The sequence below is a fragment of the Arthrobacter sp. C9C5 genome, assembly GCF_013359735.1.
Lineage (GTDB): Bacteria > Actinomycetota > Actinomycetes > Actinomycetales > Micrococcaceae > Arthrobacter.
The window spans coordinates 190,308-216,906 of the sequence record NZ_JABFMX010000004.1 but is presented as its reverse complement, the minus strand read 5'-3'; the positions used below and the strand labels follow the sequence as shown (position 1 = coordinate 216,906).

At 68.9% G+C, this 26,599-nt stretch carries 24 protein-coding genes, 2 tRNA genes and 1 riboswitch; of the genes, 2 read left to right on the top strand and 24 right to left on the bottom strand.

Features of this window, described 5'->3' with window-relative positions; all coding sequences use genetic code 11:
• Nucleotides 1–53 precede the first annotated feature (53 nt).
• From HNO80_RS04960 to hisI, 10 genes are all read right to left on the bottom strand, one after another.
• Nucleotides 54–1,511, bottom strand: coding sequence for a glutamate synthase subunit beta (locus HNO80_RS04960; protein WP_175321726.1), 1,458 nt, complete (start codon nucleotides 1,509–1,511; stop codon nucleotides 54–56).
• On the bottom strand, nucleotides 1,504–6,120 hold the full coding sequence (gene gltB, locus HNO80_RS04955) for a glutamate synthase large subunit (protein WP_175321725.1): 4,617 nt from the start codon (nucleotides 6,118–6,120) through the stop codon (nucleotides 1,504–1,506). The genes HNO80_RS04960 and gltB overlap by 8 nt, the downstream gene beginning before the upstream one ends.
• Nucleotides 6,121–6,391: 271 nt before the next feature.
• A complete protein-coding gene (lgt, locus tag HNO80_RS04950) occupies nucleotides 6,392–7,654 on the bottom strand; it encodes a prolipoprotein diacylglyceryl transferase (RefSeq protein WP_175321724.1) in 1,263 nt (420 codons plus the stop codon).
• Nucleotides 7,655–7,657: 3 nt separating this feature from the next.
• Nucleotides 7,658–8,491 (bottom strand): tryptophan synthase subunit alpha, encoded by an 834-nt coding sequence (trpA, locus tag HNO80_RS04945; RefSeq protein WP_349627218.1) that lies wholly within the window; start codon nucleotides 8,489–8,491, stop codon nucleotides 7,658–7,660.
• Nucleotides 8,488–9,849, bottom strand: a complete 1,362-nt coding sequence (gene trpB / locus HNO80_RS04940; protein ID WP_175321723.1) for a tryptophan synthase subunit beta — start codon at nucleotides 9,847–9,849, stop codon at nucleotides 8,488–8,490. Before trpB ends, trpA begins: the two co-directional genes overlap by 4 nt.
• A gap of 92 nt (nucleotides 9,850–9,941) precedes the next feature.
• Nucleotides 9,942–10,757, bottom strand: a complete 816-nt coding sequence (gene trpC / locus HNO80_RS04935; protein WP_175321722.1) for an indole-3-glycerol phosphate synthase TrpC — start codon at nucleotides 10,755–10,757, stop codon at nucleotides 9,942–9,944.
• A gap of 2 nt (nucleotides 10,758–10,759) precedes the next feature.
• Nucleotides 10,760–11,047, bottom strand: coding sequence for an HGxxPAAW family protein (locus HNO80_RS04930; protein WP_175321721.1), 288 nt, complete (start codon nucleotides 11,045–11,047; stop codon nucleotides 10,760–10,762).
• A gap of 114 nt (nucleotides 11,048–11,161) precedes the next feature.
• Nucleotides 11,162–11,788, bottom strand: a complete 627-nt coding sequence (locus HNO80_RS04925) for a Trp biosynthesis-associated membrane protein (protein WP_175321720.1) — start codon at nucleotides 11,786–11,788, stop codon at nucleotides 11,162–11,164.
• A complete protein-coding gene (locus HNO80_RS04920) occupies nucleotides 11,785–13,353 on the bottom strand; it encodes an anthranilate synthase component I (protein ID WP_175321719.1) in 1,569 nt (522 codons plus the stop codon). The genes HNO80_RS04925 and HNO80_RS04920 overlap by 4 nt, the downstream gene beginning before the upstream one ends.
• 73 nt (nucleotides 13,354–13,426) lie before the next feature.
• Nucleotides 13,427–13,903 (bottom strand): phosphoribosyl-AMP cyclohydrolase, encoded by a 477-nt coding sequence (gene hisI, locus HNO80_RS04915; RefSeq protein ID WP_175321718.1) that lies wholly within the window; start codon nucleotides 13,901–13,903, stop codon nucleotides 13,427–13,429.
• Between the two features lie 143 nt (nucleotides 13,904–14,046).
• On the opposite strand from hisI, the gene HNO80_RS04910 reads away from it, so the two are divergent.
• Nucleotides 14,047–14,691, top strand: coding sequence for a TIGR03085 family metal-binding protein (locus HNO80_RS04910; RefSeq protein WP_175321717.1), 645 nt, complete (start codon nucleotides 14,047–14,049; stop codon nucleotides 14,689–14,691).
• Nucleotides 14,692–14,789: 98 nt separating this feature from the next.
• On the opposite strand, the gene hisF is transcribed toward HNO80_RS04910, so the two are convergent.
• From hisF to HNO80_RS04840, 14 genes are all read right to left on the bottom strand, one after another.
• Nucleotides 14,790–15,566, bottom strand: coding sequence for an imidazole glycerol phosphate synthase subunit HisF (gene hisF / locus HNO80_RS04905; protein WP_175321716.1), 777 nt, complete (start codon nucleotides 15,564–15,566; stop codon nucleotides 14,790–14,792).
• A 65-nt stretch (nucleotides 15,567–15,631) separates the two neighbouring features.
• Nucleotides 15,632–16,474 carry an ATP phosphoribosyltransferase gene (gene hisG, locus HNO80_RS04900; RefSeq protein WP_175321715.1) on the bottom strand — a complete coding sequence of 281 codons (843 nt, stop codon included), beginning with the start codon at nucleotides 16,472–16,474 and terminating at the stop codon, nucleotides 15,632–15,634.
• 100 nt (nucleotides 16,475–16,574) lie between these two features.
• Nucleotides 16,575–16,838, bottom strand: a complete 264-nt coding sequence (locus HNO80_RS04895; protein WP_175321714.1) for a phosphoribosyl-ATP diphosphatase — start codon at nucleotides 16,836–16,838, stop codon at nucleotides 16,575–16,577.
• 81 nt (nucleotides 16,839–16,919) lie between these two features.
• Complete coding sequence (ribH, locus tag HNO80_RS04890) at nucleotides 16,920–17,405, bottom strand: 6,7-dimethyl-8-ribityllumazine synthase (RefSeq protein ID WP_175321713.1); 486 nt, start codon at nucleotides 17,403–17,405, stop codon at nucleotides 16,920–16,922.
• Nucleotides 17,406–17,463: 58 nt separating this feature from the next.
• The gene (ribA, locus tag HNO80_RS04885) at nucleotides 17,464–18,159 is read right to left on the bottom strand and encodes a GTP cyclohydrolase II (RefSeq protein WP_175321712.1); all 696 of its coding nucleotides are present in this window, start codon (nucleotides 18,157–18,159) and stop codon (nucleotides 17,464–17,466) included.
• A 21-nt stretch (nucleotides 18,160–18,180) separates the two neighbouring features.
• A complete protein-coding gene (gene ribB, locus HNO80_RS04880; RefSeq protein WP_175321711.1) occupies nucleotides 18,181–18,867 on the bottom strand; it encodes a 3,4-dihydroxy-2-butanone-4-phosphate synthase in 687 nt (228 codons plus the stop codon).
• Nucleotides 18,864–19,502, bottom strand: a complete 639-nt coding sequence (locus HNO80_RS04875; protein WP_175321710.1) for a riboflavin synthase — start codon at nucleotides 19,500–19,502, stop codon at nucleotides 18,864–18,866. The genes ribB and HNO80_RS04875 overlap by 4 nt, the downstream gene beginning before the upstream one ends.
• On the bottom strand, nucleotides 19,502–20,566 hold the full coding sequence (gene ribD / locus HNO80_RS04870; protein ID WP_249777168.1) for a bifunctional diaminohydroxyphosphoribosylaminopyrimidine deaminase/5-amino-6-(5-phosphoribosylamino)uracil reductase RibD: 1,065 nt from the start codon (nucleotides 20,564–20,566) through the stop codon (nucleotides 19,502–19,504). The genes HNO80_RS04875 and ribD overlap by 1 nt, the downstream gene beginning before the upstream one ends.
• 247 nt (nucleotides 20,567–20,813) lie before the next feature.
• A riboswitch (FMN riboswitch) is annotated at nucleotides 20,814–20,968 on the bottom strand.
• Nucleotides 20,969–21,054: 86 nt separating this feature from the next.
• Nucleotides 21,055–21,711, bottom strand: coding sequence for a ribulose-phosphate 3-epimerase (rpe, locus tag HNO80_RS04865; RefSeq protein ID WP_175321708.1), 657 nt, complete (start codon nucleotides 21,709–21,711; stop codon nucleotides 21,055–21,057).
• A gap of 62 nt (nucleotides 21,712–21,773) precedes the next feature.
• On the bottom strand, nucleotides 21,774–23,399 hold the full coding sequence (locus HNO80_RS04860) for an RsmB/NOP family class I SAM-dependent RNA methyltransferase (RefSeq protein ID WP_175321707.1): 1,626 nt from the start codon (nucleotides 23,397–23,399) through the stop codon (nucleotides 21,774–21,776).
• Nucleotides 23,396–24,316 (bottom strand): methionyl-tRNA formyltransferase, encoded by a 921-nt coding sequence (gene fmt / locus HNO80_RS04855; RefSeq protein ID WP_175321706.1) that lies wholly within the window; start codon nucleotides 24,314–24,316, stop codon nucleotides 23,396–23,398. Before fmt ends, HNO80_RS04860 begins: the two co-directional genes overlap by 4 nt.
• The gene (gene def / locus HNO80_RS04850) at nucleotides 24,313–24,888 is read right to left on the bottom strand and encodes a peptide deformylase (RefSeq protein ID WP_175321705.1); all 576 of its coding nucleotides are present in this window, start codon (nucleotides 24,886–24,888) and stop codon (nucleotides 24,313–24,315) included. The genes fmt and def overlap by 4 nt, the downstream gene beginning before the upstream one ends.
• A gap of 70 nt (nucleotides 24,889–24,958) precedes the next feature.
• Nucleotides 24,959–25,804, bottom strand: coding sequence for a cytochrome (locus HNO80_RS04845; RefSeq protein WP_175321704.1), 846 nt, complete (start codon nucleotides 25,802–25,804; stop codon nucleotides 24,959–24,961).
• 87 nt (nucleotides 25,805–25,891) lie between these two features.
• Nucleotides 25,892–25,963, bottom strand: a tRNA-Val gene (locus HNO80_RS04840).
• Nucleotides 25,964–26,525: 562 nt separating this feature from the next.
• On the opposite strand from HNO80_RS04840, the gene HNO80_RS04835 reads away from it, so the two are divergent.
• Nucleotides 26,526–26,598: transfer RNA gene (locus HNO80_RS04835), tRNA-Gly, on the top strand.
• Nucleotide 26,599: the final 1 nt, after the last annotated feature.

The following is a 26,599-nucleotide window of genomic DNA, read 5'->3' as shown; positions in this document are numbered from 1 at the left end:
CGCGGGATGAACAGCCGGTGTCCGGCCCGGACCCGGCAGGGTCCGGGACCGGGCTACAGGACGGCGATCGCCCGGTCGGTCGGCGCAACTGGCGCCGGGAGAATGGTGCTGCCCATCAGGAATTTGTCTACCGCGGCGGCGCAGGCGCGGCCCTCGGCGATTGCCCAGACAATCAGCGACTGACCGCGGCCGGCGTCTCCGGCGACGAAGACCCCTTCCGTGTTGGTCATGTAGTAGCCGTCCCGGGCCACGTTGCCGCGGCCGTCGAACTCGGCGTGTACCTGTTCGGTGATCCCGGCGGGTTCGGCGCCGGTGAAGCCCAGGGACAGGAAGACGAGGTCCGCCGGGATGATCCGCTCGGTGCCGGCTTTGGGCAGCCGCTTGCCGTCGACGAATTCGGTCTCGGCGACCTTCACGCCGGTCAGCTTGCCGTTCTCGCCGACGAATTCCACGGTGGACGCGAGGTAGGTGCGTTCGCCGCCCTCCTCGTGCGCGCTGGCCACCTCGAACAGGGTGGGGAACGTCGGCCAGGGCTGGTGCGCGGCCCGCTCGGCGGACGGCTGCTTGCCGATTGCCAGCGTGGTCACGGAGGCAGCCTGGTGCCGGTGGGCGGTGCCGAGGCAATCCGCGCCGGTGTCGCCGCCGCCGAGGATGACGACGTGCTTGCCGGCGGCGTTGATCTGGTTTTCAACCGTCTCGCCGGCCACCACGCGGTTGGCCGGGACGAGGTAATCCATCGCGAAGTGCACGCCCTCAAGGTCCCGGCCCGGGATGGGCAGGTCCCTCGGGACGGTTGCGCCGGTGGCGACCACGACGGCGTCGTAGCGCCGGCGCAGCTGCTCCCAAGTCACATCGGTGCCGACGGCGACGCCGGTCCGGAAGCGGGTGCCCTCGGCCTTCATCTGGTCCAGGCGGCGGTCGACGTGCTCTTTTTCCATCTTGAAGTCGGGGATTCCGTACCGCAGCAGCCCGCCGATCTTGTCGTCGCGCTCATAGACGGCGACGGTGTGGCCCACGCGGGTCAGCTGCTGGGCGACGGCGAGCCCGGCGGGGCCGGAGCCGACGACGGCGACCGTCTTGCCGGAGAGGCGTGCCGGCGGCAGCGGGTTGACCCAGCCCTTGTCGAAGGCCTGGTCCACTATCGACACCTCGACCTGCTTGATGGTCACCGCGGGCTGGTTGATGCCCAGCACGCAGGACGCCTCGCAGGGTGCCGGGCAGAGCCGGCCGGTGAACTCGGGGAAGTTGTTGGTGGCGTGCAGGCGCTCCATCGCTTCCTCGCCCTTGTCCCGCCAGATGAGGTCGTTCCACTCCGGGATCAGGTTGCCCAGCGGGCAGCCCTGGTGGCAGAACGGGACGCCGCAGTCCATGCAACGCCCGGCCTGGCTCTTCAGGACGCCCTTCTCCTGGGCTTCGTAAACCTCTTTCCAGTCCATGATGCGGACCGGGACGGGACGGCGCGGCTGCGTTTCACGCTGGCGTACTTTCAGAAATCCGCGTGGATCAGCCACCGGTCACCTCCAGGATTCGAGACCAAACTTCTTCGCCGTCGGGGTCCAGGCCCTCTTCGATGGCGTCAAGACGGGTTTGCAGCACGGCCGCGTAGTCGCGCGGCAGCACCTTGGTAATACGGGCCGCGGTGTCGTCGAAGTTCTCGAGCAGCCGGGCCGCGTGCTGCGACTCGGTTTCCTCGAGGTGCTTGACCAGCAGTCCGTGGACGATTTCGCGGTCTTCGGCGTCGAGTTCGCGCAGCTGCAGTTCGCCGGCGTCGAGGGCCTGCTTATTGACCCGTTCGGTCTGCAGGTCCAGGACGTAGGCGGTGCCGCCGGACATGCCGGCGCCGAAGTTGCGGCCGGTGCGCCCGATGATAAGCGCCTGGCCGCCGGTCATGTACTCGCAGCCGTGGTCGCCGATGCCTTCGACCACCGCGGTGGCGCCGGAGTTGCGCACCATGAAGCGCTCCCCCACCTGGCCGCGCAGGAACAGCTCGCCGCTCGTGGCGCCGTAGCCGATCACGTTGCCGGCGATCACGTTCCGCTCCGCCGGGAACACGTTGGTGCGGTCCGGGCGGACGATGATGCGGCCGCCGGAAAGGCCCTTGCCGACGTAGTCGTTGGAGTCGCCGAACATCCGCAGCGTGATGCCGGCCGGCAGGAACGCACCGAGCGACTGGCCGGCGGTGCCGGTCAGCGTGATGTCGATCGTGTCGGTGGCGAGCACATCGGTGCTGAAGGTCTTGGTGACCACGTGGCCGAGCATGGTGCCCACGGACCGGTCCGTGTTGATCACGTCGACGGCGATTTTCACCGGGGTGCGGTCGCTGAGGGCCTCGGCGGCCATCGCGATCAGGCGCTGGTCGAAGTGCTTGTCCAGCTCGTGGTTCTGGCCCGTGAGGTTGCGCAGCGGCGCGTCGTCGTCGAACTCCAGCCCGTGCAGGATGGGGTCCAGGTCCAGCCCTTCGGCCTTCCAGTGGCTGATCGCCTCGCGGGTGTCGAGCATTTCGGCGTGGCCGATCGCTTCCTCGAGGCTGCGGAAGCCGAGTTCGGCCAGGATCTCGCGGACTTCCTCGGCAAGGAATTCGAAGAAGTTGACCACGAATTCGGGCTTACCGCTGAAGCGTGAGCGCAGCTCGGGGTTCTGCGTCGCGACGCCCACCGGGCAGGTGTCCAGGTGGCAGACGCGCATCATGATGCAGCCGGAGACCACCAGCGGCGCGGTGGCGAAACCGAACTCCTCGCCGCCGAGCAGCGCCGCGATCACGACGTCGCGGCCGGTCTTGAGCTGACCGTCCACCTGCACCACCACGCGGTCGCGCAGGCCGTTGAGCATCAGGGTCTGCTGGGTCTCGGCGAGGCCGAGTTCCCACGGCACGCCGGCGTGCTTGAGCGAGTTCAGCGGCGACGCTCCGGTGCCGCCGTCGTGGCCGGAAACCAGCACGACGTCGGCCTTGGCCTTGGTGACGCCGGCCGCGACGGTGCCGATGCCGACCTCGGAGACTAGCTTGACGTGCACCCGCGCCGAGGGGTTGGCGCGCTTGGCATCGTAGATCAGCTGCGCGAGGTCCTCGATCGAGTAGATGTCGTGGTGCGGCGGCGGCGAGATGAGCCCGACGCCGGGAGTCGAGTGCCGGGTCCGGGCCACCCAGGGGTAGACCTTCTGGGCCATCAGCTGGCCGCCTTCGCCGGGCTTCGCACCCTGTGCCATCTTGATCTGGATGTCGTCGGCATTGGACAGGTACAAGCTTGTGACGCCGAAGCGGCCCGAGGCGATCTGCTTGACCGCCGAGCGCCGGGTCGGATCCAGCAGCCGGTCCACGTCCTCGCCGCCTTCGCCGGTGTTGGACTTGCCGCCGAGCCGGTTCATCGCGATCGCGAGTGTCTCGTGAGCTTCCTGCGAGATGGAGCCGTAGCTCATGGCGCCGGTGGAGAACCGCTTGACGATGCTGGAGACGGACTCCACTTCCTCGAGCGGGACTGCCGGGCGCAGGCCGGCCTTGAACTTCAGCAACCCGCGCAGGGTCATCAGGTTCTCGGACTGGTCGTCCACGCCGCGGGTGTAGGCCTTGAAGATGTCATAGCGGCGTTCCCGCGTGGCGTGCTGCAGCCGGAACACCGTCTCCGGGTTGAACAGGTGCGGTTCGCCGTCGCGGCGCCACTGGTACTCGCCGCCGCCCAGCAGGGGCTGGTGCGGCAGTTCGATACCGTTCTCGGGGTACGCCATCCGGTGCCGCGCAGCGACCTCCGCGGCGATGACGTCAAGGCCGACGCCGCCGAGCTGGGAATGCGTGCCGGAGAAGTATTCGTCCACCAGGTCCTGGCCGAGGCCGAGGGCTTCAAAGGTCTGCGCGCCGGTGTACGAGGCGACCGTGGAGATGCCCATCTTGGACATGATCTTCAGGACGCCCTTGCCGAGGCCCTTGATCAGGTTGTAGACCCCGTCCTGCGGGGTGACGCCGGTGACGTCGCCGGACGCGATGAGCTGCTCCACGGATTCCATGGCCAGGTAGGGGTTCACCGCGGAGGCGCCGTAGCCGATCAGCACGGCGACGTGGTGCGTTTCGCGGACGTCGCCGGCCTCGACCACGAGCGCGGTCTTGGTGCGGTTGGCGCTGCGCAGCAGGTGGTGGTGCACAGCGCTGACCAGCAGCAAGGACGGGATCGGCGCCCACTGGGCGTTGGAGTCGCGGTCCGAGAGCACGACGTACTGGACGCCGCGGTTGATGGCGCCGGAGACCTGCTCGCAGATTTCGGTCAGCCGGGCGCGCAGGGCGTTCTCGCCGCCGTCGGGGCGGTAGAGGCCGCGCACCTTCATGGCGACCCGGTCGCCGTCGGCGTTCTCGATGTTCGCGATCTTGGCCAGCTGGTCGTTGTTGATCACGGGGAACGGCAGCGAGACCTGCGGCTGGCGGACCTGCTTGGTGTCCAGCAGGTTGCCGTTGGGGCCGATCGCGCAGGTCAGGGACGTGACCAGTTCCTCGCGGATGGCGTCCAGCGGCGGGTTGGTGACCTGCGCGAAGGACTGCACGAAGTAGTCGAAGAGCAGCCGGGGCCGCTTGGAGAGCACGGCCACCGGGGTGTCCGAACCCATGGCGCCGAGGGGTTCGGCGCCGGTCCGGGCCATCGGGCCGAGCAGGATCTTCAGTTCCTCGGTGGTGTAACCGAAGGTGCGCTGGCGGATGTTGACCGAGGCGGCGGTGTGCACCACGTGCTCGCGTTCGGGCAGGTCCTTGAGGTCGATCAGGTTGTCCTTGAGCCACTCGGCCCAGGGGTTGGCCGCGGCCACCTCGGCCTTGACCTCGGCGTCGTCGATGATCCGGCCGGCTTCGGTGTCCACGAGGAACATCTTGCCGGGCGAGACGCGGCCCTTCTTGACCACCTTGGAGGGCTCGACGTCGATCACGCCGACCTCCGAAGCGAAGACAACTAGGCCGTCCTCGGTGATCCAGTACCGGCCCGGGCGCAGCCCGTTGCGGTCCAGGGTGGCGCCGACGAGGTTGCCGTCGGTGAAGGACACGGCAGCGGGACCGTCCCACGGCTCCATCAGCAGCGAGTGATACTCGTAGAACGCGCGCCGGGCGGGGTCCATCGTGGCGTGGTTTTCCCAGGCCTCGGGGATCATCATCATGATCGAGTGCGTGATGGGCCGGCCGGAGAGCCAGAGCAGTTCGGCGACCTCGTCGAAGGAGGCCGAGTCCGAGGCACCCGGGGTGCAGATCGGGTACAGCTCTTCCGGGCTGTCCCCCAGCAGCGGGTTGGCCAGCTGCGACTGGCGGGCGCGCATCCAGTTCCGGTTGCCCTTGACCGTGTTGATCTCGCCGTTGTGCGCGATGGTGCGGAACGGCTGGGCCAGCGGCCAGGACGGGAAGGTGTTGGTGGAGAAGCGCGAGTGGACGATCGCGAGCTTGGTCTTGAAGCGCTTGTCCGAGAGGTCCGGGTAGAACGGCTCCAGCTGGGCGGTAGTGAGCATGCCCTTGTAGACGATGGTCCGGGAGGACAGCGAGGGGAAGTACACGCCGTACTTGTTCTGGGCACGCTTGCGGATCCGCCAGGCCCGGGAGTCGAGTTCGTTACGGGAGAGCGTCTCGCCGGTGCTGGAGGCGAAGAACGGCTGCGCGAAGTACGGCATGCAGGCCCGGGCCATGGCTCCGACGAGGTCGGCCACAATCGGGACTTCACGCCAGCCCAGGACGGTGAGGCCCTCGTCGGCCGCGAGACCCTCGATGCCTGCCTTGGCGGCATCGGATTCGCGCTGTTCGGCCGGCAGGAATGCGGTGCCCACGACGTACTGGCCGGCGGCGGGGAGTTCGAAGTCGGTGACTGCACGGAAGAACTCGTCCGGGACCTGCATGAGGAGGCCGGCGCCGTCGCCTGTTCCTTCATCGGCGCCGACGGCACCGCGGTGCTCAAGGTTGCGCAGGGCGGTCAGGGCGGCGTCGACAATGTCGTAGCCGGGCTCGCCGCGCAGGGTGGCGATGATGGCCAGACCGCAGGCGTCCTTCTCCTGCTCCGGGTTGTAGAGTCCGGCAGCTTCGGGCAGCGCCGCGAAACGTTTGAACGGTGAGACGGCCGTAGTGGGCTGTTCCGGACCGGACCAGCTGGGGCTATGCAGGGTTTGGGTCATGGGAGACGTCCTTCCTCCTGATCGTGCGTATGGGAGGGACAACATTGGCCCGAATCGGTGCGCCGGTGTGACGGGCACAACAACGTGATTTTCCTACTCGAATTGTAGGCCAGCGCCGCTTGCTGTACGAACAGTTACGCGGGCAGCCGGCCCGGGTTTGCATACCGTGCAGCTGTCTGCTGCCTGCTTCATAGTGCAAACCCTGTCGCCACGACGCTGTGGACTCGGGCCCAGCCGGCGATCGCCCTGCAGCCCGATTGCCGGGGCTGAGTTACTTGGTGCTGTCAGCGTCCGGCGCGGTCTCGGTGGCCCGGCGGCCGGATACTCCGGTTGCCGGCTCTCCGGTGGCGGGCATGGTGCCGCCGGTGGATTCTCCGGCCGCCACAGCTGAGGCTGAGGGGCGGTCCGGACCGCTCTGGTTATCCCGGAGATTATCACGCGATTCAGTATCTGAGACAGCAGCGTCCGAATGGCGGATGGTTTCGCGGGTGGCCGGGACCGTCGCCGGCTCGTCGGCTGCTTCGTCGTCGGCAGTCTCGACGTCGGCAGCCCTGTCGGCCGCTTCTTCGTCGACAGTCCTGTCCTCGTCGGCCGTCTCGACGTCGGCGTCCCCGGCAAGCACCGCGGCCTCGGGTTCGCGTCCCGGCAGGTACGGGGTGTCCGGCACGTCGCGCTTGCGCAGTCCGAGGACGATGAAGACCACCAGGGCGGCGAGCAGGACGAAGATGCTGGTCCAGACGTTGAGCCGGGTGGTGATGCCGAAGAGGTTGATCTGCTCGGCGTCGTCGATCCGCATGGCCTCGATCCAGACGCGGCCCAGCGTGTAGTAGATGGCGTAGAGCCAGAACAGCCGCGCGCGGCGGAAGGAGAACTTGCGGTCCAGCGCGAGCAGCAGCGCCACTCCGACGAGGTTCCACAAGGACTCGTAGAGGAAGGTCGGGTGGAAGAGGGTGTCGGCGGGCATGCCGGCCGGGAAGTTGGGGCTGTCGGCGTCGACCTGGAGGCCCCACGGCAGGGTGGTGGGGCCGCCGAAGAGTTCCTGGTTGAAGTAGTTGCCCCAGCGGCCGATCGCCTGGGCCAACAGCAGGCCGGGGGCTGCGGCGTCCATGAAGGCGCTGAGCTTGACGCCGGCCCGGCGGCAGCCGATCCAGGCACCGAAAGCGCCCAACACCACGGCACCCCAGATGCCGAGTCCGCCGCGCTGGATCTGCGGGATCAGGGACAGGTCGCCGGTGCCGTCGAAGCCGGGGCCGAAGTAGGCGTCCGGCGAGGACACCACGTGGTAGAGCCGGCCGCCGATGATGCCGAAGGGGATCGCCCAGATGGCAATGTCCCAGACGCTGCCCTCAGGAGCGCCGCGGCGCGCCCAACGCACCGACGTCAGCCAGAGGCCGGCAATGATGCCAGCCAGGATGCACAGCGCGTAGGCGTGGATGCGCAGGGACCCCCAGGGCAGCGGGATATCGAAGCCGGACCAGTCCGGGCTCGGAATGCTCGCGGGAATCATCGCTGCCGCGTGGAGGACTGACTGCATTGCTTACGCTTCTTCCTTGGTGAGGCCGGTGCTGAGCTCTTTCGTCAAGGACGCTACAGCATCGACGCCGCCCTCACCGATCGCCGCGACGAGGGCCGTGCCGACGATTACTCCGTCCGCGTAGGCGGCGATTTCGCGGACGTGGCCCGCGTTGGAGACACCCAGGCCGACGCAGACGCGATCGGCGCCCGCCGCGTGCGCTGCGGCGACGACGTCCTTGGCCGCGGAGCTGACCGAGGTGCGGGCGCCGGTGACGCCCATGATGGAGACGGCGTAAACAAAGCCGCGGCTCGCGTCGACCGTGCGCTTCATCCGTTCCGACGAGGAGGACGGCGCCACGAGGAACACCCGGTCCAGGCCGTACTTGTCCGAGGCGGCCATCCATTCCGAGGCCTCGTCCGGGATCAGGTCCGGCGTGATGAGCCCGGCTCCCCCGGCCTCGGCCAGGCGGCGGGAGAACTCGTCCACGCCCATCCGGACCACGGGGTTCCAGTAGGTCATGACCAGGACGGCGGCGTCGGTCTTGCTCGTGATGCCGCGCACGACGTCGAACACCTGGCCGACGTGGAAGCCCTTGGCCAGGGCCTCCGTGGTGGCGGCCTGGATGACCTGGCCGTCCATCACCGGATCGGAGTACGGGATGCCGATTTCGATCAGGTCTGCGCCGTTTTCGGCCAGGGCAATGCCCGCGGCGATGGTGTCCTCAACGCTCGGGTAGCCTGCGGGCAGGTAGCCGATGAGGGCGGCACGGCCCTGGGCCCGGGCGCGGTCGATGGCTGCCGCGGACTTGCTGGCGAACTGCAGCTTGCCTTCTGCGCTGTTTTCGACGGTGCTCACAGCTGCTCCCCCTCCTGGGCGATCTCGTGTTCGGGTGAATCCTTGTCCAGCAGGTCGAACCATTCCGCGGCGGTGGCCACGTCCTTGTCGCCGCGGCCGGAGAGGTTCACGAGCACGATCTTCTCTGAGGCATCCCCAGCTGATTCTGCGGCTTCCGCCGCGAGCCGCTGGCCGACCTTGATCGCGCCGGCCAGGGCGTGCGCGGACTCGATGGCCGGGATGATGCCCTCGGTCCGGCAGAGCAGCCGGAAGGCCTCCATGGCTTCGCTGTCCGTGATGGGCTCGTAGCTGACCCGGCCGATGTCGGCGAGGTAGGAGTGCTCGGGCCCGACGCCCGGGTAGTCCAGGCCGGCCGAGATGGAGTGCGACTCGATGGTCTGGCCGTCGTCGTCCTGCATGAGGTAGGAGCGGGCGCCGTGCAACACGCCGGGCTTGCCCAGGGTGATGGTGGCCGCGTGGCGCCCCGTTTCGACGCCCTCGCCGCCGGCCTCGAAGCCGTAGATCTTCACCGAGGGGTCATCAAGGAAACCGTGGAAGATGCCGATGGCGTTGGAGCCGCCGCCAATGCAGGCGCAGACGGCGTCGGGCAGCCGGCCGGTCTGTTCCAGGATCTGGGCGCGGGCTTCTTCGCCGATGACCTCGTGGAAGTACCGGACCATCGCCGGGAACGGGTGCGCCCCGGCCGCGGTGCCGAGCAGGTAGTGCGTGTTGTCCACGTTCGCGACCCAATCGCGGAGGGCCTCGTTGATGGCGTCCTTGAGCGTCTGGGATCCGTTGGTCACCGGGATGACGGTGGCCCCGAGCAGCTCCATCCGGGCCACGTTGAGGGCTTGACGGCGGCAGTCCTCGGCGCCCATGTAGACCACGCACTCCAGGCCCAGCAGGGCGGCGGCGGTGGCACTGGCCACGCCGTGCTGGCCGGCTCCGGTCTCGGCGATCACGCGGGTCTTGCCCATCCGCTTGGCCAACAGCGCCTGGCCCAGCACGTTGTTGATCTTGTGCGAGCCGGTGTGGTTCAGGTCCTCGCGCTTGAGGAAGATGCGGACTCCCCCGGCGTGCTCGGCGAAGCGCTTGGCTTCGGTGAGCAGCGAGGGGCGGCCGGAGTAGTTCTTGTTCAGCTCCGCGATCTGGGCGGTGAACTCGGGATCAGCCTTGGCCTTCTCGAAGGTGTCCTCGAGTTCGTCCAGGGCGGCAATGAGGGACTCGGGCATCCAGCGGCCGCCGTAGGAGCCGAAGTAGGGTCCGGGGGCGTGGCGCAGGGAGGGTGCACCCTGCGGTCCGTCCTCGTCCGGTCGCTTGCCCTCTAGGAACGCATCCACGGGGCTTTCATCTGAGCCGGCTGTTGGCGCATCGACCATCAGTCTCACCATCCTGTTCCACTGCTAACTAGATCTTCGGTGCCGCACGGAAGCACCGCGGGGTCCGGCCGGGTGCCGGGCCGGACCGCGGGTCAGGAGCGTGCGGCGATTTCTTCGGCGCCGGCAGCCATGAATTCGGCGATCCGCTCGCGCGGAGTCGAATCGCTGACCAGCGCCTCGCCCACCAGGACCGCGTTGGCGCCGTTTGCCGCGTAGTGCCGGACGTCGTCCACGCCGCGGACACCGGATTCGCCCACCACGAGCGCGCCGGCGGCGATTCCGGCGGCGAGATCCGCAAACACGGAGCGGTCGACGTCGAGCGTCTTGAGGTTGCGGACGTTGACGCCGATGATTCGCGCGCCTGCGGCAACGGCGCGTTCGACTTCGCCGGGCGTGTGGGTCTCCACGAGCACGTTCATGCCCAGCTCACGGCTGAGCGCGCTGTACTCGCGCAGCTGCGCATCGGTCAGCGAGGCGACGATCAGCAGGATCAGGTCGGCGCCGTGGGCACGGGCTTCCCAGATCTGGTACTCGTCGATCATGAAGTCCTTGCGCAGCAACGGGATGTCCACGGCCGCCCGGACGGCGTCCAGGTCCGCGAGGGAGCCGTTGAAGCGCCGCTGTTCGGTGAGGACGCTGATCACGGCGGCGCCGCCACCGGCGTACTGCACGGCGAGCGAGGCCGGATCCGCGATGCTCGCGAGATCGCCCTTGGAGGGGCTGCGCCGCTTGATTTCGGCTATCACCTTGAGCTGGGTCCGGTCCGAGGGCCCGCCCAGGGCGGCCCAGGCGTCTCGCGCCGGGGCGGCCGCCGCGGCACGCTCCTTCAGCTCGGCGAGCGTGACGAGGCGCTGGCGAGCCTCCATATCCTCCCTGACACCGGCATTGATGTCATCGAGAACAGTCACTCTTAGTGGCCGGAGTTCTTCAGCTTGCTGCCGCCGACGCCGTAACCGGCTTTGCGCATCACGAAGCCCACTACGAGGCCGATCAGCATGACGACCGCACCGGCAACGAAGATCGGGGTGTTGGCGATGACGAAGGCGATCGCTGCGATGAGTGCGCCGATCAGCATGATGATCACGGTGGTCCAGGCCGCCGGGCTGTTGCCGTGGCCGGTCGGCTCGCTGTGGTCGACGCCGTCGTAGATGCCGGTGCCGGCAGCGGGCTGGGATGCGGAAACAGGGGCTTTGCTCATGGAAATCTCCTCAGGATCAATACTGCTTACATTCTGCCATTTATTGACAGTGGTGTTTGCCGCGTTACTGGCCGCGCTGTTTGCCGGGTTGCCGGCCGTGCCCGCGGCATTGGCTCAGGTGGGGTCGTCGCCGCGGGACAGCCGGTCCCAGCTGTCGATCTCATCGGCGGGCTGCGCGGTGCCCGAGGCGCCTGCGCTGGCGGCGGCGTCGTACTTCGTGCGGCTCTTCCAGTACCGTCCGGCAGGGACGATGGCGAGGGCGCCGAGCCCCAGCAGCGACCCGGCGACGACGGCGAGGACGGGGAACGCGGTGAGGGCCACCTGGACGTTGCTGCCACTGATGCCGGTGGCGGCGGCGATGGAACCCTGCGCCGCGGCCAACGGGTCGGCCAGCACGGTAGCCGCCGCGGCGACGATCCCTGCGGCGGCGAGCAGGATGATCGCCGTGATGATCCAGCGGGCGACGCGCCCGGCAATGGATGCCGCGAGGCCTCCCGCCAGGGCGACGAGGGCGAGGGCGGTCACCGTGGTGGCCGCCTTGCTGCCCTGGACCTGCAGGCCGTTCTGGCTGCTGACGGCCTGGCCCAGCTGGCTGGGGTCCAGCTGCACGGTCAGCCAGGTCTGCGTGGTGGTGCCGAAGACCGCCAGCGCCAGCGCGGCAATCACCAGCACCAGGGTGGATTTCCGGGCCCAGCGCGGGACGGCCGGGCTGGTGCTTTTGACCATGGCGGGGCCGGTCATGGCTGCTCCGTCCCGGCACTGGGCACGGTGTCGGCCGTGATGTTGCGCAGCGACTGGGCCGTGTGGACGGCCCGCATCGGGGCGGCGGCCTTGTTGATGGTTTCGATCGCCTCGGTGGCGTTGACGGAATCGGCCACGATCCCGCCGCCGGCCTGCACGTAGGCGCGGCCTTCGCGCAGCAGGGCGGAACGGATGGCGATCGCCATGTCCATGTCGCCGGCGAAGTCGAGGTAGCCCACCACGCCGCCGTAGATGCCGCGGCGGTGGGGCTCCAGCTCATCCAGGAGGCGCAGCGCACGGGGTTTGGGCGCTCCGGACAGGGTGCCGGCCGGGAAGGTGGCCTTCAGCACGTCGTAGGCCGTGGCCGTCGGGGCGAGCTTGCCCACCACCGTGGACACCAGGTGCATGATGTGGCTGAAGCGCTCAACCTCCATGAACTGCGTGACGTCCACGGTTCCGGCCACGCAGACCTTGGAGAGGTCGTTGCGGGACAGGTCCACCAGCATGAGGTGTTCGGCCCGTTCCTTCTGGTCCGCGAGCAGCTCCTCGGCGAGGGCCTTGTCCGCCTCGACGGTCTTGCCGCGCGGCCGGGACCCGGCGATCGGGTGGGTGATGACTTCCTCGCCGGTGACGGTCACGAGGGCCTCCGGGGAGGAACCCACGATCGAGTACTGGCGGCCGGCGGCGTCCTCGAGACTGAAGATGTACATGTACGGACTCGGGTTGGTGTTGCGCAGGACCCGGTAAACGTCCAGCGGGTCGGCTCCGCACTCCATTTCGAAGCGGCGGGAGATCACCACCTGGAAGACTTCGCCGTCGATGATCGCTTCCTTGCCGCGGTCCAGGGCTGCCAGGTAGTCGTTTTCATCCCAGCGCTCCTGCACGCTCGAGGCGAAGTCCAGGGCTGCGGGCTGGAGTACGGAGACGGGCTGCTCCGTCGGGGTGCTGATCTTCGCCAGCAGGTCCTTCACCCGGGCGACGGCGTCGTGCCAGGCCTCGTCGACGCGTTCGGAGCTGTTGTCGAAGTTGATCGCGTTGGCGATCAGGAGCACGGTGCCGTCCATGTTGTCGTGCACGGCCATGTCCGTCACGAGGTTCAGCGCCATTTCCGGCAGCTGCAGGTCATCCTCCGGCGGGCTGGTGAGCTTTTCCCAGTGCCGGACGGTTTCCCAGCCGAGGAAGCCCACCAGGCCGGAGGTGAAGGGCGGCAGCCCTTCGAAGCGGTCGGTGTGCAGGGCGCGGAGGGTGTCCCTGATGGCGTCGACCGGGCTGCCGTCCAGCGGCACGCCGACGGGCGGCTCGCCGAGCCAGTGCGCCTGCCCGTCCTTGGTGGTCAGGGTGGCGCGGGACCGCGCGCCGATGAAGGAGTAGCGGGACCAGGCGCCGCCCACGGCGGCGGACTCCAGCAGGAACGTCCCGGGCTGGCCCTGGGCGAGTTTGCGGTACAGCCCGATCGGCGTTTCGGCGTCAGCCAGCACCTTCAGCCGGACGGGGATGACGCGGCTGTGGCCGGCGAGTTCCCGGAACTCGTCCAGGCTGGGGCTGATGATTCCAAGGTCCTGCATGGCTGCGTTTTTCCGCCTGTTCTCTTGGTCTGGTGCTGGTGAAGTGCCGCGGCCCGCGCCGCGGTGCGCCGGGTCAGTCGGCGTGGCCGACGACGGCGTCCAGCGCGCGTCCGTCGAAGCACGTGCGGGTGCCGGTGTGGCAGGCTGCGCCGACCTGGTCGACCCGGACGAGCAGGGCGTCGCCGTCGCAGTCCATAGCGAGGGACTTGACCCACTGCACGTGGCCGGACGTGTCGCCCTTGCGCCAGTACTCCTGCCGGGAGCGGGAGTAGAAGGTGACCCGCCCGCTGGTCATCGTGCGGTGCAGCGCCTCGTCGTCCATCCAGCCCAGCATGAGCACCTCGTTGGTGTCGAACTGCTGGACGATCGCGGCCACCAGACCGGCGCTGTCCCGCTTCAGGGACGCCGCGAGACCGGCGGGGAGCGGGCCGGCGTCGTGCGCCGAATCGGGGACGGCGGAACCCGGCGCGGCGGAGACCGGCGCGGAATTTTCCGGGGCGTTTGGCTGGTCGTCTACCGGGACGGGGGCGGGGGCGGGCTGCTCAGACATCAGCTCAAGTCTAGTGCCTCCGGACCTAGCGCCGCCCGCGCCGGGGGCACCGCGCTTAACATCGCCGCCGAAAGCGCGCTGCCGCCGAAACCACGGCGCTTCCTGTGCCCAGAGGCGCGCCTCTCGTGCTAGTTTCACAAGTGATGCATTTCGTCGAACCGTCCCGAGAAGTTCTGGCCGAAACCCTGCTGGCGGCCGGTCCTGACTCCCCCACGCTCTGCAAGGGCTGGCAAACCCGTGATCTTGCAGCCCACCTCTACCTGCGGGAGCGCAAAGCCCGCGTTGGCCTGGGGCTCCTGATCAAACGGCTGTCCAAGGCCTCGGACGAGGCCACGGCCGAGCTCGCCGCCACGGTCCGGACCCCGGAAGCCTACGCAAAGCTGGTCAACACCTTCCGCGCCGGGCCGCCCGCCCTCTCCCCCATGCGGATCAAGGCCCTGGACGAGAGCTCCAACCTGATCGAGTACTTCGTGCACACGGAGGATGTCCGCCGGGCGGTGGACCGCTGGGCGCCCCGGGCCCTGGACGAGGCCTACTCGGACGCACTCTGGGATGAACTGATCAAGCGCGCCGCCATCCTGTACCGCGGCGTGGACCTGGGCATCGTGCTGGTGCGCCCGTCCGGACCGCGACATGTTGCCAAGCGGGCGCCCGTCTCGGTCGCGATCGTGGGCGAACCGGGTGAGCTCCTGATGCACGCCCATGGCCGGACCCGGCACGCGCTGGTGACCTTCGAGGGTCAGCCGGACGCCGTCGCGCTGCTGCAGTCCGCCGAAGTCGGACTCTAAGCTCGCGCTTAACCAAGCAACGCGGGGTCACATCGCGCCCATATTCCCCTTCGGGATGGGCGCGATGTGACCCCGCGTTGCTTTAATCAGGCTGGGGATCAGCGGACTTCGAAGCCCGCCTCGCGGATGGCGGCCTTGACCTGCGCAATCATGTCGAGCGGCCCGAAGTGGAACACCGAGGCAGCGAGCACTGCGTCCGCGCCCGCAGCTACAGCCGGCGGGAAGTGCTCGGGCCTGCCGGCGCCGCCGGAGGCGATCAACGGCACTTTCACGCTGGCGCGGGCCAGGCGGATCAGTTCCAAGTCGAAGCCGTCCTTGGTGCCGTCGGCGTCGATCGAGTTGAGCAGGATCTCGCCGACGCCGCGGTCGGCGGCCTCGCGGGCCCAGGCGAGGGCGTCGATGCCGGTGCCCTGGCGGCCGCCGTGCGTGGTGACCTCGAACCCGGACGGTGTCGGCTGCGAGCCGGGACGGGTGCGCCGCGCGTCGAGGGAAAGCACCAGCACCTGCGAACCGAAATGCCGGGTAATCTCGTCGATCACCTCGGGCCGGGCCACGGCCGCGGTGTTAATGGCCGCCTTGTCCGCGCCGTAGCGCAGCAGCTTGTCCACCTCGGCCACGCCGCGGACACCGCCGCCCACGGTCAGCGGGATGAAGACTTCCTCCGCGGTGCGCCGGACAACGTCGAAGGTGGTTTCGCGGTTTCCGGAGGACGCGGTGACATCCAGGAAGGTCAGTTCGTCGGCGCCGCCGTTGTCGTAGCGGTGCGCGAGCTCCACCGGGTCGCCGGCGTCGCGCAGGCCTTCGAAGTTGATCCCCTTGACCACTCGGCCGGCGTCGACGTCCAGGCACGGGATGACACGGACGGCTACGGACATGGCTGCTCCTGAACTGGGCTCACAAACGACGGGCTCATGGATGATGGCTTCACGGACGGGCCGCGCTAGATCCGGCAGGCGTGGATGCTACTGACCAGGATGGCGCGGGCCCCGAGGTCATAGAGTTCGTCCATGATCCGGTTGGTGTCCTTCTTCGGCACCATCGAGCGGACGGCCACCCAGTCCGAGTCGCGCAACGGCGAGACGGTGGGCGATTCCAGTCCGGGCGTCAGGGCCGCGGCCTGCTCCACGAGTTCCTTGCGGATGTCGTAGTCCATCAGCACGTACTGCCGGGCCACCAGCACGCCCTGTAGGCGGCGGATCAGCACTTCGGTGGCCGGGTTCTGCTCGCCCTTGCGGCCGATCAGGACCGACTCGGAGTTCAGGATCGGCTCGCCGAAGATCTCCATGCCGGCGGCTTTGAGCGTGGTGCCGGTCTCGACGACGTCGGCGATCGCGTCCGCGACGCCTAGCCGGACGGAGGATTCGACGGCGCCGTCGAGGCGGACGACCTTGGCGTTGATGCCGCGCTGGGCGAGGTAGCCGCGGAGCAGTCCGTCGTAGCTGGTGGCGAGGCGCTTGCCTTCAAGCTGGTCGATGGCGGTGAAATCCCCCACCGGGCCGGCGAAGCGGAACGTGGAGGCCGCGAAGCCCAGCGGCAGCAGCTCCTCGGCTTCAACCTCGGCGTCGAGCAGCAGGTCGCGGCCCGTGATGCCGACGTCCAGGGTGCCCTGGCCGACGTACACGGCGATATCGCGGGGGCGGAGGAAGAAGAATTCAATGTCGTTGTCCGGGTCCACCATGACCAGTTCGCGGCTGTCGCGGCGCTGGCGGTAGCCTGCCTCGGCAAGCATGGCGGAGGCGGCTTCGGACAGGGATCCCTTGTTCGGGACGGCAACTCTCAGCATGGGAAGTTCTTTCTGGTTAGGAAGTCATCGGTGCAGGCACTGCGGGCCACGCGGTGCGCCGGTCCCGCGGACACAGGTCCGCGGGGAGGGCGCGACGTGGCTAGAGATGCTTGTAGACGTCTTCCAGGCTGAGTCCTTTGGCGAGCATCAGAACCTGCAGATGGTAGAGCAGCTGCGAAATTTCTTCCGCGGCGGCCTCATCGGATTCGTACTCGGCAGCCATCCAGACCTCGGCTGCTTCCTCCACGACTTTCTTGCCGATGCCGTGGATTCCGGACTCCAGTTCGGCGACGGTGCGGGAGCCCTCCGGGCGGGTGGCTGCCTTCTCACTCAGTTCTGCGAACAGCGACTCGAAATTCTTCACACCCTCCAGCCTACTTGTTCACGGCCGGAGCACGCCTGCCGGGCCCCTGCATGACGGCCCGGATGTGAGCGATTACACAGCTCAGGAGTACTGCTTGAGCGTGACGGCGGTGGCCAAGGCGGCGGTGACTGCCTCGTGGCCCTTGTCCTCGGTTGAGCCGGGGAGGCCGGCGCGGTCGATGCCCTGCTGCTCGGTGTCACAGGTCAGCACGCCGAAGCCGACCGGCACGCCGGTGCGGACGCTAACCTCGGTCAGGCCGAGGGTGGCGGCTTCGCAGACGTACTCGAAGTGCGGGGTGCCTCCCCGGATCACGACGCCGAGCGCCACGACAGCGTCGAAGTGCGGCGCCAGCCGGGCGGCCGCGACCGGCAGTTCAAAGGTCCCGGGGACGCGCAGCACGGTCGGTTCGGCGATGCCGGCGTCCTTGGCGGCGCGCAGTGCGCCGTCGAGCAGGCCGTCCATGATCTGGGTGTGCCAGCTGGCGGCCACGATGGCCAGTTTCAGCCGGGAGGTTTCGTCGGGCTGGAAGGTGGTCAGGTCAATCTGGGGTGCGCCGTGGCCGCTCATGGGAGTTCCTTGCTGTGGGAGGTGTCTGGGAGGTGCGTGGGGGGTATTGCGGGAGGCCTTAGCCCTGTTCGTGCTCGAAGCCGAGCTGTCCGGCGGAGGGCGCGGCGGGCTCCATGTCGAGGACCAGCCGGTGGTCCATCCGGTCCTTCTTGGTCTGCAGGTAGCGGAGGTTCTGCTCCCGGGAGGGCACCTCCGTGGGAACCATTTCGACCACCCGGACGCCGGCCTGGGCCAGCCTGTCCTGCTTGTCCGGGTTGTTGCTCAGCAGGCGGATCTCGTGCAGGCCCATCTCGGCGAGGATCTGGGCGGCTGCCTTGTAGCAGCGGGCGTCCACCGGCAGGCCGAGCTGCTCGTTGGCCTCCACCGTGTCGAAGCCGGCCTCCTGCAGGGCGTAGGCCTTGATCTTGTTGGCCAGGCCGATACCGCGGCCTTCCTGGCCGCGCAGGTAGAGCAGCGTTCCGCCGAATTCGTGGATCATCTCCAGGGCATAGGCCAGCTGTTCGCCGCAGTCGCAGCGGTAGGAACCAAACACGTCTCCGGTGAGGCATTCGGAGTGCAACCGGACCAGCGGGGCCTGGCCGTCCGTGGCCGGCAGCGGGGAGCTGACGGCGAGGTGTTCGGCGCCGGTGTCCAGATCGGTCCAGGCCTGCGCCACGAAGTCGCCGTAGGCGGTGGGCAGCTGGACGATTGGCCCGCCGCTGACCGGATGCGGCTGCTGTCCCGGGGTGGCCGGCTGCGCTTCAGAAGTCGTCATTGTCTCTCCTCTATCCAGGTCTCAGACGGATTCCGCTGCGTGGCTGCTGCCGATGTTGCCGGCCTCAAGATAAGCCACCAGATCGGCAATCGAGATCAGCGGGCAGCCATGTTCGGCTGCGAAGCCTCGAAGTCCGTCCAACCGCATCATTTCTCCGTCGTCGTGAACCAGTTCCGCGATTACGCCCACGGGTTCCAGTCCGGCCAGCCGGCACAGCTCAACAGCCGCTTCGGTGTGGCCGGGACGTTCCCGCACACCCCCCTTAACGGCACGGAGCGGGAAAACATGCCCGGGCCGGGTCAGTGAATTGGGCTGGCTGGTCGGATCGGCCAGGATCCGGGCCGTCAGGGCCCGGTCGGTGGCCGAGATTCCAGTGCTCACGCCCACCGCCGCGTCACACGAGACCGTGTACGCGGTGCCCTTGGAGTCCTGGTTGATGGCCACCATCGGCGGCAAGGCCAGCGCGTCGGCCCGCTCGCTGTTCAGCGGCACGCAGATGACGCCCGAGCTGTAGCGAATGGTCCAGCCCATCAGCGCCGGGGTCGCGTGCTGCGCGGCGAAGATGATGTCCCCTTCGTTCTCGCGGTCTTCATTGTCGACCACCAGCACCGGCCGGCCTGCGGCCATGGCGCGGATGGCGTCCTCGATCGGGTCCAGCGCCGTCGGTGCGTCCACGGCGAGTCCCCGCGGGTCCTGCAGCCGGCTCATGATGCGGCCGCCTGGCTGTGCGCGGCGGGGGCGAAGGCGAGCAGCCGTTCGGTGTACTTGGCCAGCACGTCCACTTCGAGGTTCACGCGGGCGCCGATGGATTTGGCGCCCAGGCCGGTTTCGGCCAGGGTCGTCGGGATCAGGCCGACTTCGAACCACGGGGCCGGCTCCGGCGCCGGGCTCACGGCCGTTACGGTGAGGGAGACGCCGTCGACGGCGATCGAGCCCTTCTCCGCGATGTAGCGGGCCAGCCCGGCCGGCACGCCGAAGCGCAGCCGGTCCCAGTTGCCGAGCGCCTCGCGTTCCAGCAGTTCGCCGACGCCGTCGACGTGCCCCTGCACCACGTGGCCGTCGAGCCGGCCGCCGGCCGGGACGCAGCGCTCGAGGTTGACCGGATCCCCCGCTGCCAGCCCGCCGATGGTGCTGCGGACCAGGGTCTCGCCCATGACGTCGACGCTGAAGTCCGTGCCGTCAATGTCCGTGGCGGTCAGGCAGACGCCGTTGACGGCGATCGAGCCGCCGTGGGCCAGTCCCTCGGTGCTGGCGGGGGCGTGCAGCCGCAGTGTGGCGCTGGTGTCGCCGTCGCGCTCGACGGACAGCACCTTCCCCTGTTCGGCGATAATTCCGGTAAACATCAGTAGCCTCCTGCGGCGGTGTCCGCGTCGTTGCGCGGGGTGGAATCGGATGAAGTGTCGGTGGCGGGACGCAGGTGCAGCCGCAGGTCGCGGCCCAGCATCAGGACGGCGCCGCCGGAAGCCTGGTCCCAGTCCCAGAGCTGGGCATCGGCGAGGGTGCCGATGCCGAGGTCCTCCAGGGCAGGCGTGCCCGAGCCAAGGAGCGTCGGGGCGAGGTAGACGATCAGCTCGTCGACGAGGCCGGCGGCGAGGAATGCGCTCAGGATCCGCGAGCCGCCTTCGACCATGAGGTGCCGCACGCCGGCGTCGAACAGTTGGTCCAGTGCCTCGCGGGGGTCCCGGGTGGGCAGGTGCAGCACCTTGCCGTCGCCGCCGTTGACGGCGGCGCCGTCGGGAATCCCGCGCAGGCCCATGACGGCCCGCAGCGGCTGCTTTTCCGCGGCTGCGCCGTCGGGGGTGCGGGCCGTGAGCCGCGGGTTGTCGACCAGGACCGTCTGCGTGCCGACCAGGATCGCGTCGATCCGGCCGCGCAGCGCGTGGTTGTCGGCGAGCGACTCGGGGCTGGAGATCCACTGGCTGGTGCCGTCGCTGGCCGCGATCCGGCTGTCCAGGGTCTGGGCGATGTGCAAGGTGACGAAGGGCCGTTTGGCGGCCACGGCGTCGAACCAGCGCCGGTTGAGGTCCAGGGCTGCGACGGCGCCCAGCCCGGACCGGACCCGGACCCCGGCTGCGCGCAGGGTGGCCGCTCCCCCGGCGGCGGGATCATGCGGGTCGTCGATGGCGTAGACGACATCGGCCACGCCGGCGTCGATGATGGCCTGGGCGCAGGGGCCGGTGCGGCCGCAGTGGTTGCACGGCTCGAGCGTGACCACCATGGTGGTGCCGGTGAGGTCCATCCCCGCCGCCGCGGCCTGCGAGATCGCGTCGGCCTCAGCGTGGGGGGTGCCGGCGCCGCGGTGGTGGCCGGTCACGAGGGGCGTGCCGTCGGTTCCGATAATGACGGCGCCCACCAGCGGGTTCGCACCCCGCGGGCCCTGCGCCGCGGCCGCGAGGGCGGCATCCATGGCGGCCGTCTCGGCGGCGCTGAAGCCTGCAGCGGCGAAGTCTTCTTTGTCCGGTTGTTCCTGCGGCCCGGCGGCCGCCTGCTGAACGCTCATTGGCCGTCCGCCCGGTCCCCTAGGACCGCGGAGTCGGCGAAGAGCCATCGCAAGAGGTTCATGTCTGTCGTTCCTTCCCTCAAGAACCGCGATGGCTCCGGGGGTATACGACAGCGCAATTCCGCGGCGCCGTGAGGGCTCCGCAGTAACAGCTGTACGTGCTTCTCTCATCCAGACTTTAACTGTCGGTACCGGAGTTCCACCGGTTCAACCGTCCGCCGCCATCCTTCCCCCAAGGGAAGAGTGCCGGCTCGCGGGTCGCGGACTATAACCGCCGGTTCGGACTTACACCGACCCCGGAGCACGTATGTGTGTAGCTATTCTGACACAACCGGCCGGGCGGCCCGGCTATTCCCGCGGAACGGACGGTACAACTTTCGTCATGTTCCGGCGGGCTAGCGGCTGCCCGCAGCCCGCAGCCGCCCGATCGCGTCCGCCGGGTCGTCTGCGCCGTAGACAGCGGAGCCGGCCACAAAGACGTCCGCCCCGGCCTCGGCTGCGCGCCAGATGGTCTTCTCCGTGATTCCGCCGTCCACCTGGAGCTTGATATCCAGTCCGGAGGCGTCGATTGCCGCCCTTGCCCGGCGGATCTTGGGCAGCGTGAGGTCCAGGAACTCCTGGCCGCCGAAGCCGGGTTCCACCGTCATGATGAGGATCATGTCCAGCTCGCCGAGCATGTCCAGGAACGGCTCCACGCCGCTGCCCGGGCGCAGCGCCAGGCCCGCCTTGGCGCCGCGGGCGCGCAACTCCCGGGCGAGCTTCACCGGCGCGATCGATGCCTCGGCGTGGAACGTCACCGAAGCCAACCCGGCGTCGGCGTAGGCCGGCGCCCAGCGGTCGGCGTGCTCGATCATGAGGTGCGCGTCCAGCGGGATCGGACTGACTTCCTGCAGCCGCTGGACCACCGGGAGCCCGAGCGAGAGGTTGGGCACAAAATGGTTGTCCATCACGTCCACGTGCACGGCGTCCGCGGTCCTGATCTTGTGGAGCTCGGACTGGAGGTTCGCGAAGTCCGCCGAAAGGATGCTCGGGTGGATGCAGCAATGGGCCATGGATTTCCTTGTCGTTGCGCTGGTCGGAAGGTCAGGTAGCTGGTGCCAGTATGGCCCGAAGCTCAGGCTTTCTTGTGGATGAGCGCCAGGAACATGGCGTCCGTCCGGTGCCGGTGCGGCCAGAGCTGGGCGGTGAGGTCGTGGCCTGCCTCGAGGTGTCCGGTGAGGCTCACCGCGTCCAGGGCCGCGCCGGCGTCGAGCAACTCGAGGTCGTCGCGCTTGCGCAGCGCGTCGCTCACGACGGCGGTGGTCTCGGCCGGGTGCGGGGAACACGTCACGTAGGCCACCACGCCGCCGGGCTTGACCGCATCCAGGGCCGACTTGAGCAGTTCCCGCTGCAGCGGGCCGAGATCCACGAGGTCCTTGGGGGTGCGCCGCCAGCGGGATTCCGGGCGGCGGCGCAGCGCGCCCAGTCCGGTGCAGGGTACGTCCACGAGCACCCGGTCGAAGCTTTCCGCCATCTCGGACCCGACCTCGCGGCCGTCGCCGGTGCGGACATGCCAGACCTCGTGCGGGACGGCGGCCAGCGCCTGACGGACAAGTTTCGCGCGGTGCGGCGCCGGCTCGTTGGCGAGCAGGGTGGCGCCGTGTTGCCGGGCCAGGGCACCCAGCAGGGCTGCCTTGCCGCCGGGGCCGGCGCAGAGATCAAGCCAGCGTTCGCCGTCGGCCTGGCTGCCAGTCCCGCCGACGTCGCTTTCGGCGCCCCCCGCGCCGGTTCCCGCAGCAAGGTCCACGGAAGCCAGGGCGCGCGCCACCAGCTGCGAGCCGACGTCCTGGACCCGGGTGCTGCCGTCCCGCACCGAGGCGAGCCGGCCAAGGTCGCCGCCGCTGGAGAGCGCCGAACCTTCCACGAGCTCGCCCGGTGTGGCGCCGCTTTCCAGGGCCTCGTCGAGGCTGCCAAGGCCGGGCAGCGCCACGAGGTTCACCACGGGCGCCGCGTTGTCTGCCTCAAGGAGGTCGTTGATTTCGGTCACCGGGCGGCCGTGCGCCACGAGGGACTGCCGGAAGGCGCGCACAATCCACTCGGGGTGGGCGTAGCGGACCGAGGCCACCTTGGTCTCGTCCTGCTCGTCGCGAAGCAGCAGCTCCAGCCACTCGTCCAGCGTGTGCGCGGAGACCTTGCGGAGCACGGCATTGATCAGGCCGGAGGGGCCGGCACCGATCACGGCGCGGGCCAGGCCGACGGTCTCGTCGAGGGCTGCGTGCGCCGGGACCCGCATGGCCAGCAGCTGGTGCGCGCCGATCCGCAGGGCGTCGAGGATGGCCGGGTCCAGCTGGTCCAGCGGGCGGTCCACGCAGCGGGCAAGGATCGCATCGTAGGTGCCCTGGCCGCGGAGGGCGCCGTAGCTGAGCTCGGTGGCGAAACCGGCGTCGCGCTTGTCCAATCCGTGATGCCGGATCCGGGCCGGCAGCACGAGGTTCGCGTAGGCGTCCTCGGCGGCCACCGCACGCAGCACCTCAAAGGCGACCAGCCGCGCCGGGTCGGCACGACGGGTGCGCTGGGAGGGAGCGTTTTCGGTGAAGCTGCGCTGCGGTCCGCGGTTCCGTTCGCGTCCCTGCGCGTTCCGCTTCACGCCGCCCCGGGGGCCCTGGCCGCCGCGGCCGCCCTGGCCGGACTTGCCGGAGGACGGGCCGCCGGATTGGGGGCCCCGGGCCCTGCCGCTGCCGTTTGATCCGGATTCGCTCATTCGAAGACCACGCTTTCCAGTGTTGCCTGTCCGCGCGCCCAGTCGGCGGCGGTCATCATTTTCTTGCCCGAAGGCTGGACCCGGGTGAGCTCAACGGGGTGCGAGCCGGTCCCGACCAGGACGGCTTTCCCGTCGAGGGCCAGGCGCCCGGGACGCAGGGCCGGAGCCCCGGGCCGGAGCAGTACCGGTTCGAGTTTGACGCGCTGTCCGTCCAGCGTGGTCCAGGCCCCGGGTTCCGGTGTCACTCCGCGGGCGCGGCGTCCGATCGCGAGGGCCGGCTGCTGCCAGTCGAGCCGGCCGTCCTCGAGGGTGAGTTTCGGGGCCAGGCTGACGTCGCCCTGCTGCGGCACGGCGGTGGCCTTGCCGGCGTCGACGGCGGAGAGCGTCTGGGTCAGCAGCACGGCGCCGCTGTACGAGAGTCGGTCCAGCAGCTCCCCCGCGGTGTCCGTGGGCCGCACCGACTCGGTCAGGGTGCCAAACACGGGTCCGGTGTCCAGGCCCTCTTCGAGCCGAAAGGTCACGGCGCCGGTGATGTCATCCCCGGCGATGAGCGCCCGCTGCACGGGCGCTGCCCCGCGCCAGGCCGGAAGGAGCGAAAAGTGCAGGTTGATCCAGCCGTGCCGGGGAACGTCCAGGGCCGCCCGCGGAATGAGTCCGCCGTAGGCGACGATCGCGGCAACGTCGGGGGCGGCCGCCTCGATCCTGGCCGTCACTGCCGCATCGACCTTGGCGGCGTGGATGACTTCGATGCCGAGCTCCGCGGCGCGCGCGGCGACCGGCGAGGGCGTCAGGACCCGTTTGCGTCCCAGCGGCGCGTCCGGGCGGGTCAGGACGGCGACGACGTCGAAGCCGGCCGCGACGAGGGCATCCAGCGACGGGACGGCGACGGCAGGGGTTCCCGCGAAGAGGACCCTCACTGGCCGGTTCCGAAGGCGGAACCCGCGCCGAAGCTCGAGCCGACGGTCTTGGCCCGCTTCGACGTCGTCTGCTCGGTGATGGAGTCGTAGTTGGCGTTGCGGATGGCGCGCAGGGCCGCTTTGCGGTCCTCGCCTTCGAGCCGGTCGGTGAAGAGGATCCCGTCCAAGTGGTCCGTTTCGTGCTGGAAGACCCGCGCGAGCATGCCCTCACCTTCAAGCACCACGGGGTTCCCGTGCATGTCGACGCCGGTGACGCGGGTGCTGCGGTGCCGGCGGACCGGGAAGCCCAGTCCGGGGATGGAGAGGCAGCCTTCCACCTCGTCCGGCTGGAAATCTTCGCTGTTTTCCAGCACCGGGTTGATGATGTGGCCCTCAACCCCGCGGATGCGGTAGGTGAAGACCCGCTGGCTGATACCGACCTGGGGCGCGGCCAGGCCGGCGCCCTCCACGTCCTCCATGGTTTCGGTCATGTCGGCAACGAGCTTCTCCAGCTCAGGCCCGAATTCCGTCACGGGATCGGCAACTGTGCGCAGCACCGGGTCTCCAATGATGCGGATATTCAAAATGGCCATGGGCAATCTGTCCTCACGGTGGGTTGCTTTGGGATCCCATCCAGTTTAGTGGCAGCCTCGGGTTTCCGGCTCAGCGGGCCACCGGCGGCGCGATCGGCAGCAACGCTGCTCCGGCGGCCGAGGTATCCGCGGACATCTCCCAGACGCGGCGCAGCGCGCAGAACTTCCACCAGTGATGCTTAAGCACCTCCGGGTTGGCCCGCTGCGGCCGGACCTCGGTCTCGCCGATGGCCACCGCGAGGAGGATCGGGGAATCGCCGTGCTGCCAGGCTTCCCACTCCCCTGCCACCGGGTCCACGAGGCTTTCCTCTGCCTTCATGCCGGCCACCAGCTGCATGACGACCTTGTCATCGAGTGGTTTGACCGTGCCGTCCCGGCTGGTGCCCTTGGTCTTGTAGTCGATGAGGCAGGTGCGGCCGTTGATCTTGGCCACCAGGTCAAGGGTTCCCGCGTAGCCCACGGTCTTGTTCCAGACCGTGATCTCCGGGGCTATCGGCTCCACCTGGAACAGTTCCCACCACTCGTCGAAGCGCGCGGCGAAGGCTTCCTCGCCGTTGGCCGCGAGGGCCTCACGGGTTTCCTTCATCTGGTGCGGCCGGCCAAGCGCCCGCAGGGCCACCTGCTCGCAGTAGTTGTGCACGCGGTCGCCACGCTTGGCGGCGTCGTCCCGGTGCGTTTCGGCTGCCTTGGCCGCCCGGCTTACCGCCTGCCGCACCTTGGCCGGGCTCCCCAGGATCGCTGGCAGCGAGGGATCCGCCGCGAGGCTGCTCGCACCCATGTAGCCGAACCAGCCATCCAGGCCGTGGGGCTGCTGGCCGATCACGGTAGTGATGGAGGGGACGGAGAACTGATCGGACGTGGAACGTGCATACATCCGGCCGTATTCGGTGGCGTGGGCGAGAAGCGGGGCGGTCATAGAAAGACTCTTTCACAGGGGTCGGACGCTCTAGGGAAAACAAAATGGCCCGCCCCGCTCTGTGAGCGAAACGGACCATCTTCCAGGTGGGCGATACTGGGTTCGAACCAGTGACCTCTTCGGTGTGAACGAAGCGCGCTACCACTGCGCCAATCGCCCCGGTGCCATTGAATGCTAGCCCACCCCGGCGGAATATAGAAATCGGCGCTCCCGACGCCGGCCGGGCCCCCTTCCGGCCGCCCCGCAGCCCGCGCCGCCGTCGTCGTCCAACCCCTCAGGGACACCGTCGGGTGCCGTAGCGGCCATCATTGGTGAACGGGCGCAGCGGAGCGCGGAAAGTAGCCCGGAGCCAGCCAACGCTGCGCCCATCTGACGAAGATGGCCGCTTTCAGGGCACCGTAGCGGCCATCGTTGGCGAATCCCCGGGCCGGCTTCCCCATGGGTTCGTAGATCCGCGCTCGCCTCGCGCCCGGCGTCGCGTCCGACGGCAGCCCGTGCCGCCGTCGCCGTCCAGCCCCTCAGGGACACCGTCGGGGCGGCCTTCGGAACGGCCCGAATTACACACCTGTAATTAGCAAAATCCCCTAGATTGCAGGGAAGAACGGGGGTACGGTGATGCCGGACCCGGCCCGATTTGTAGATTCCCTGAACCTCCTATAGAGTTCTTACTCGTTGGAACGCGAGGAAATGCCGAATACGGCAGGGAATCGCAGGCAACAATGCGGACGTAGCTCAGCTGGTAGAGCACCACCTTGCCAAGGTGGATGTCGCGAGTTCGAATCTCGTCGTCCGCTC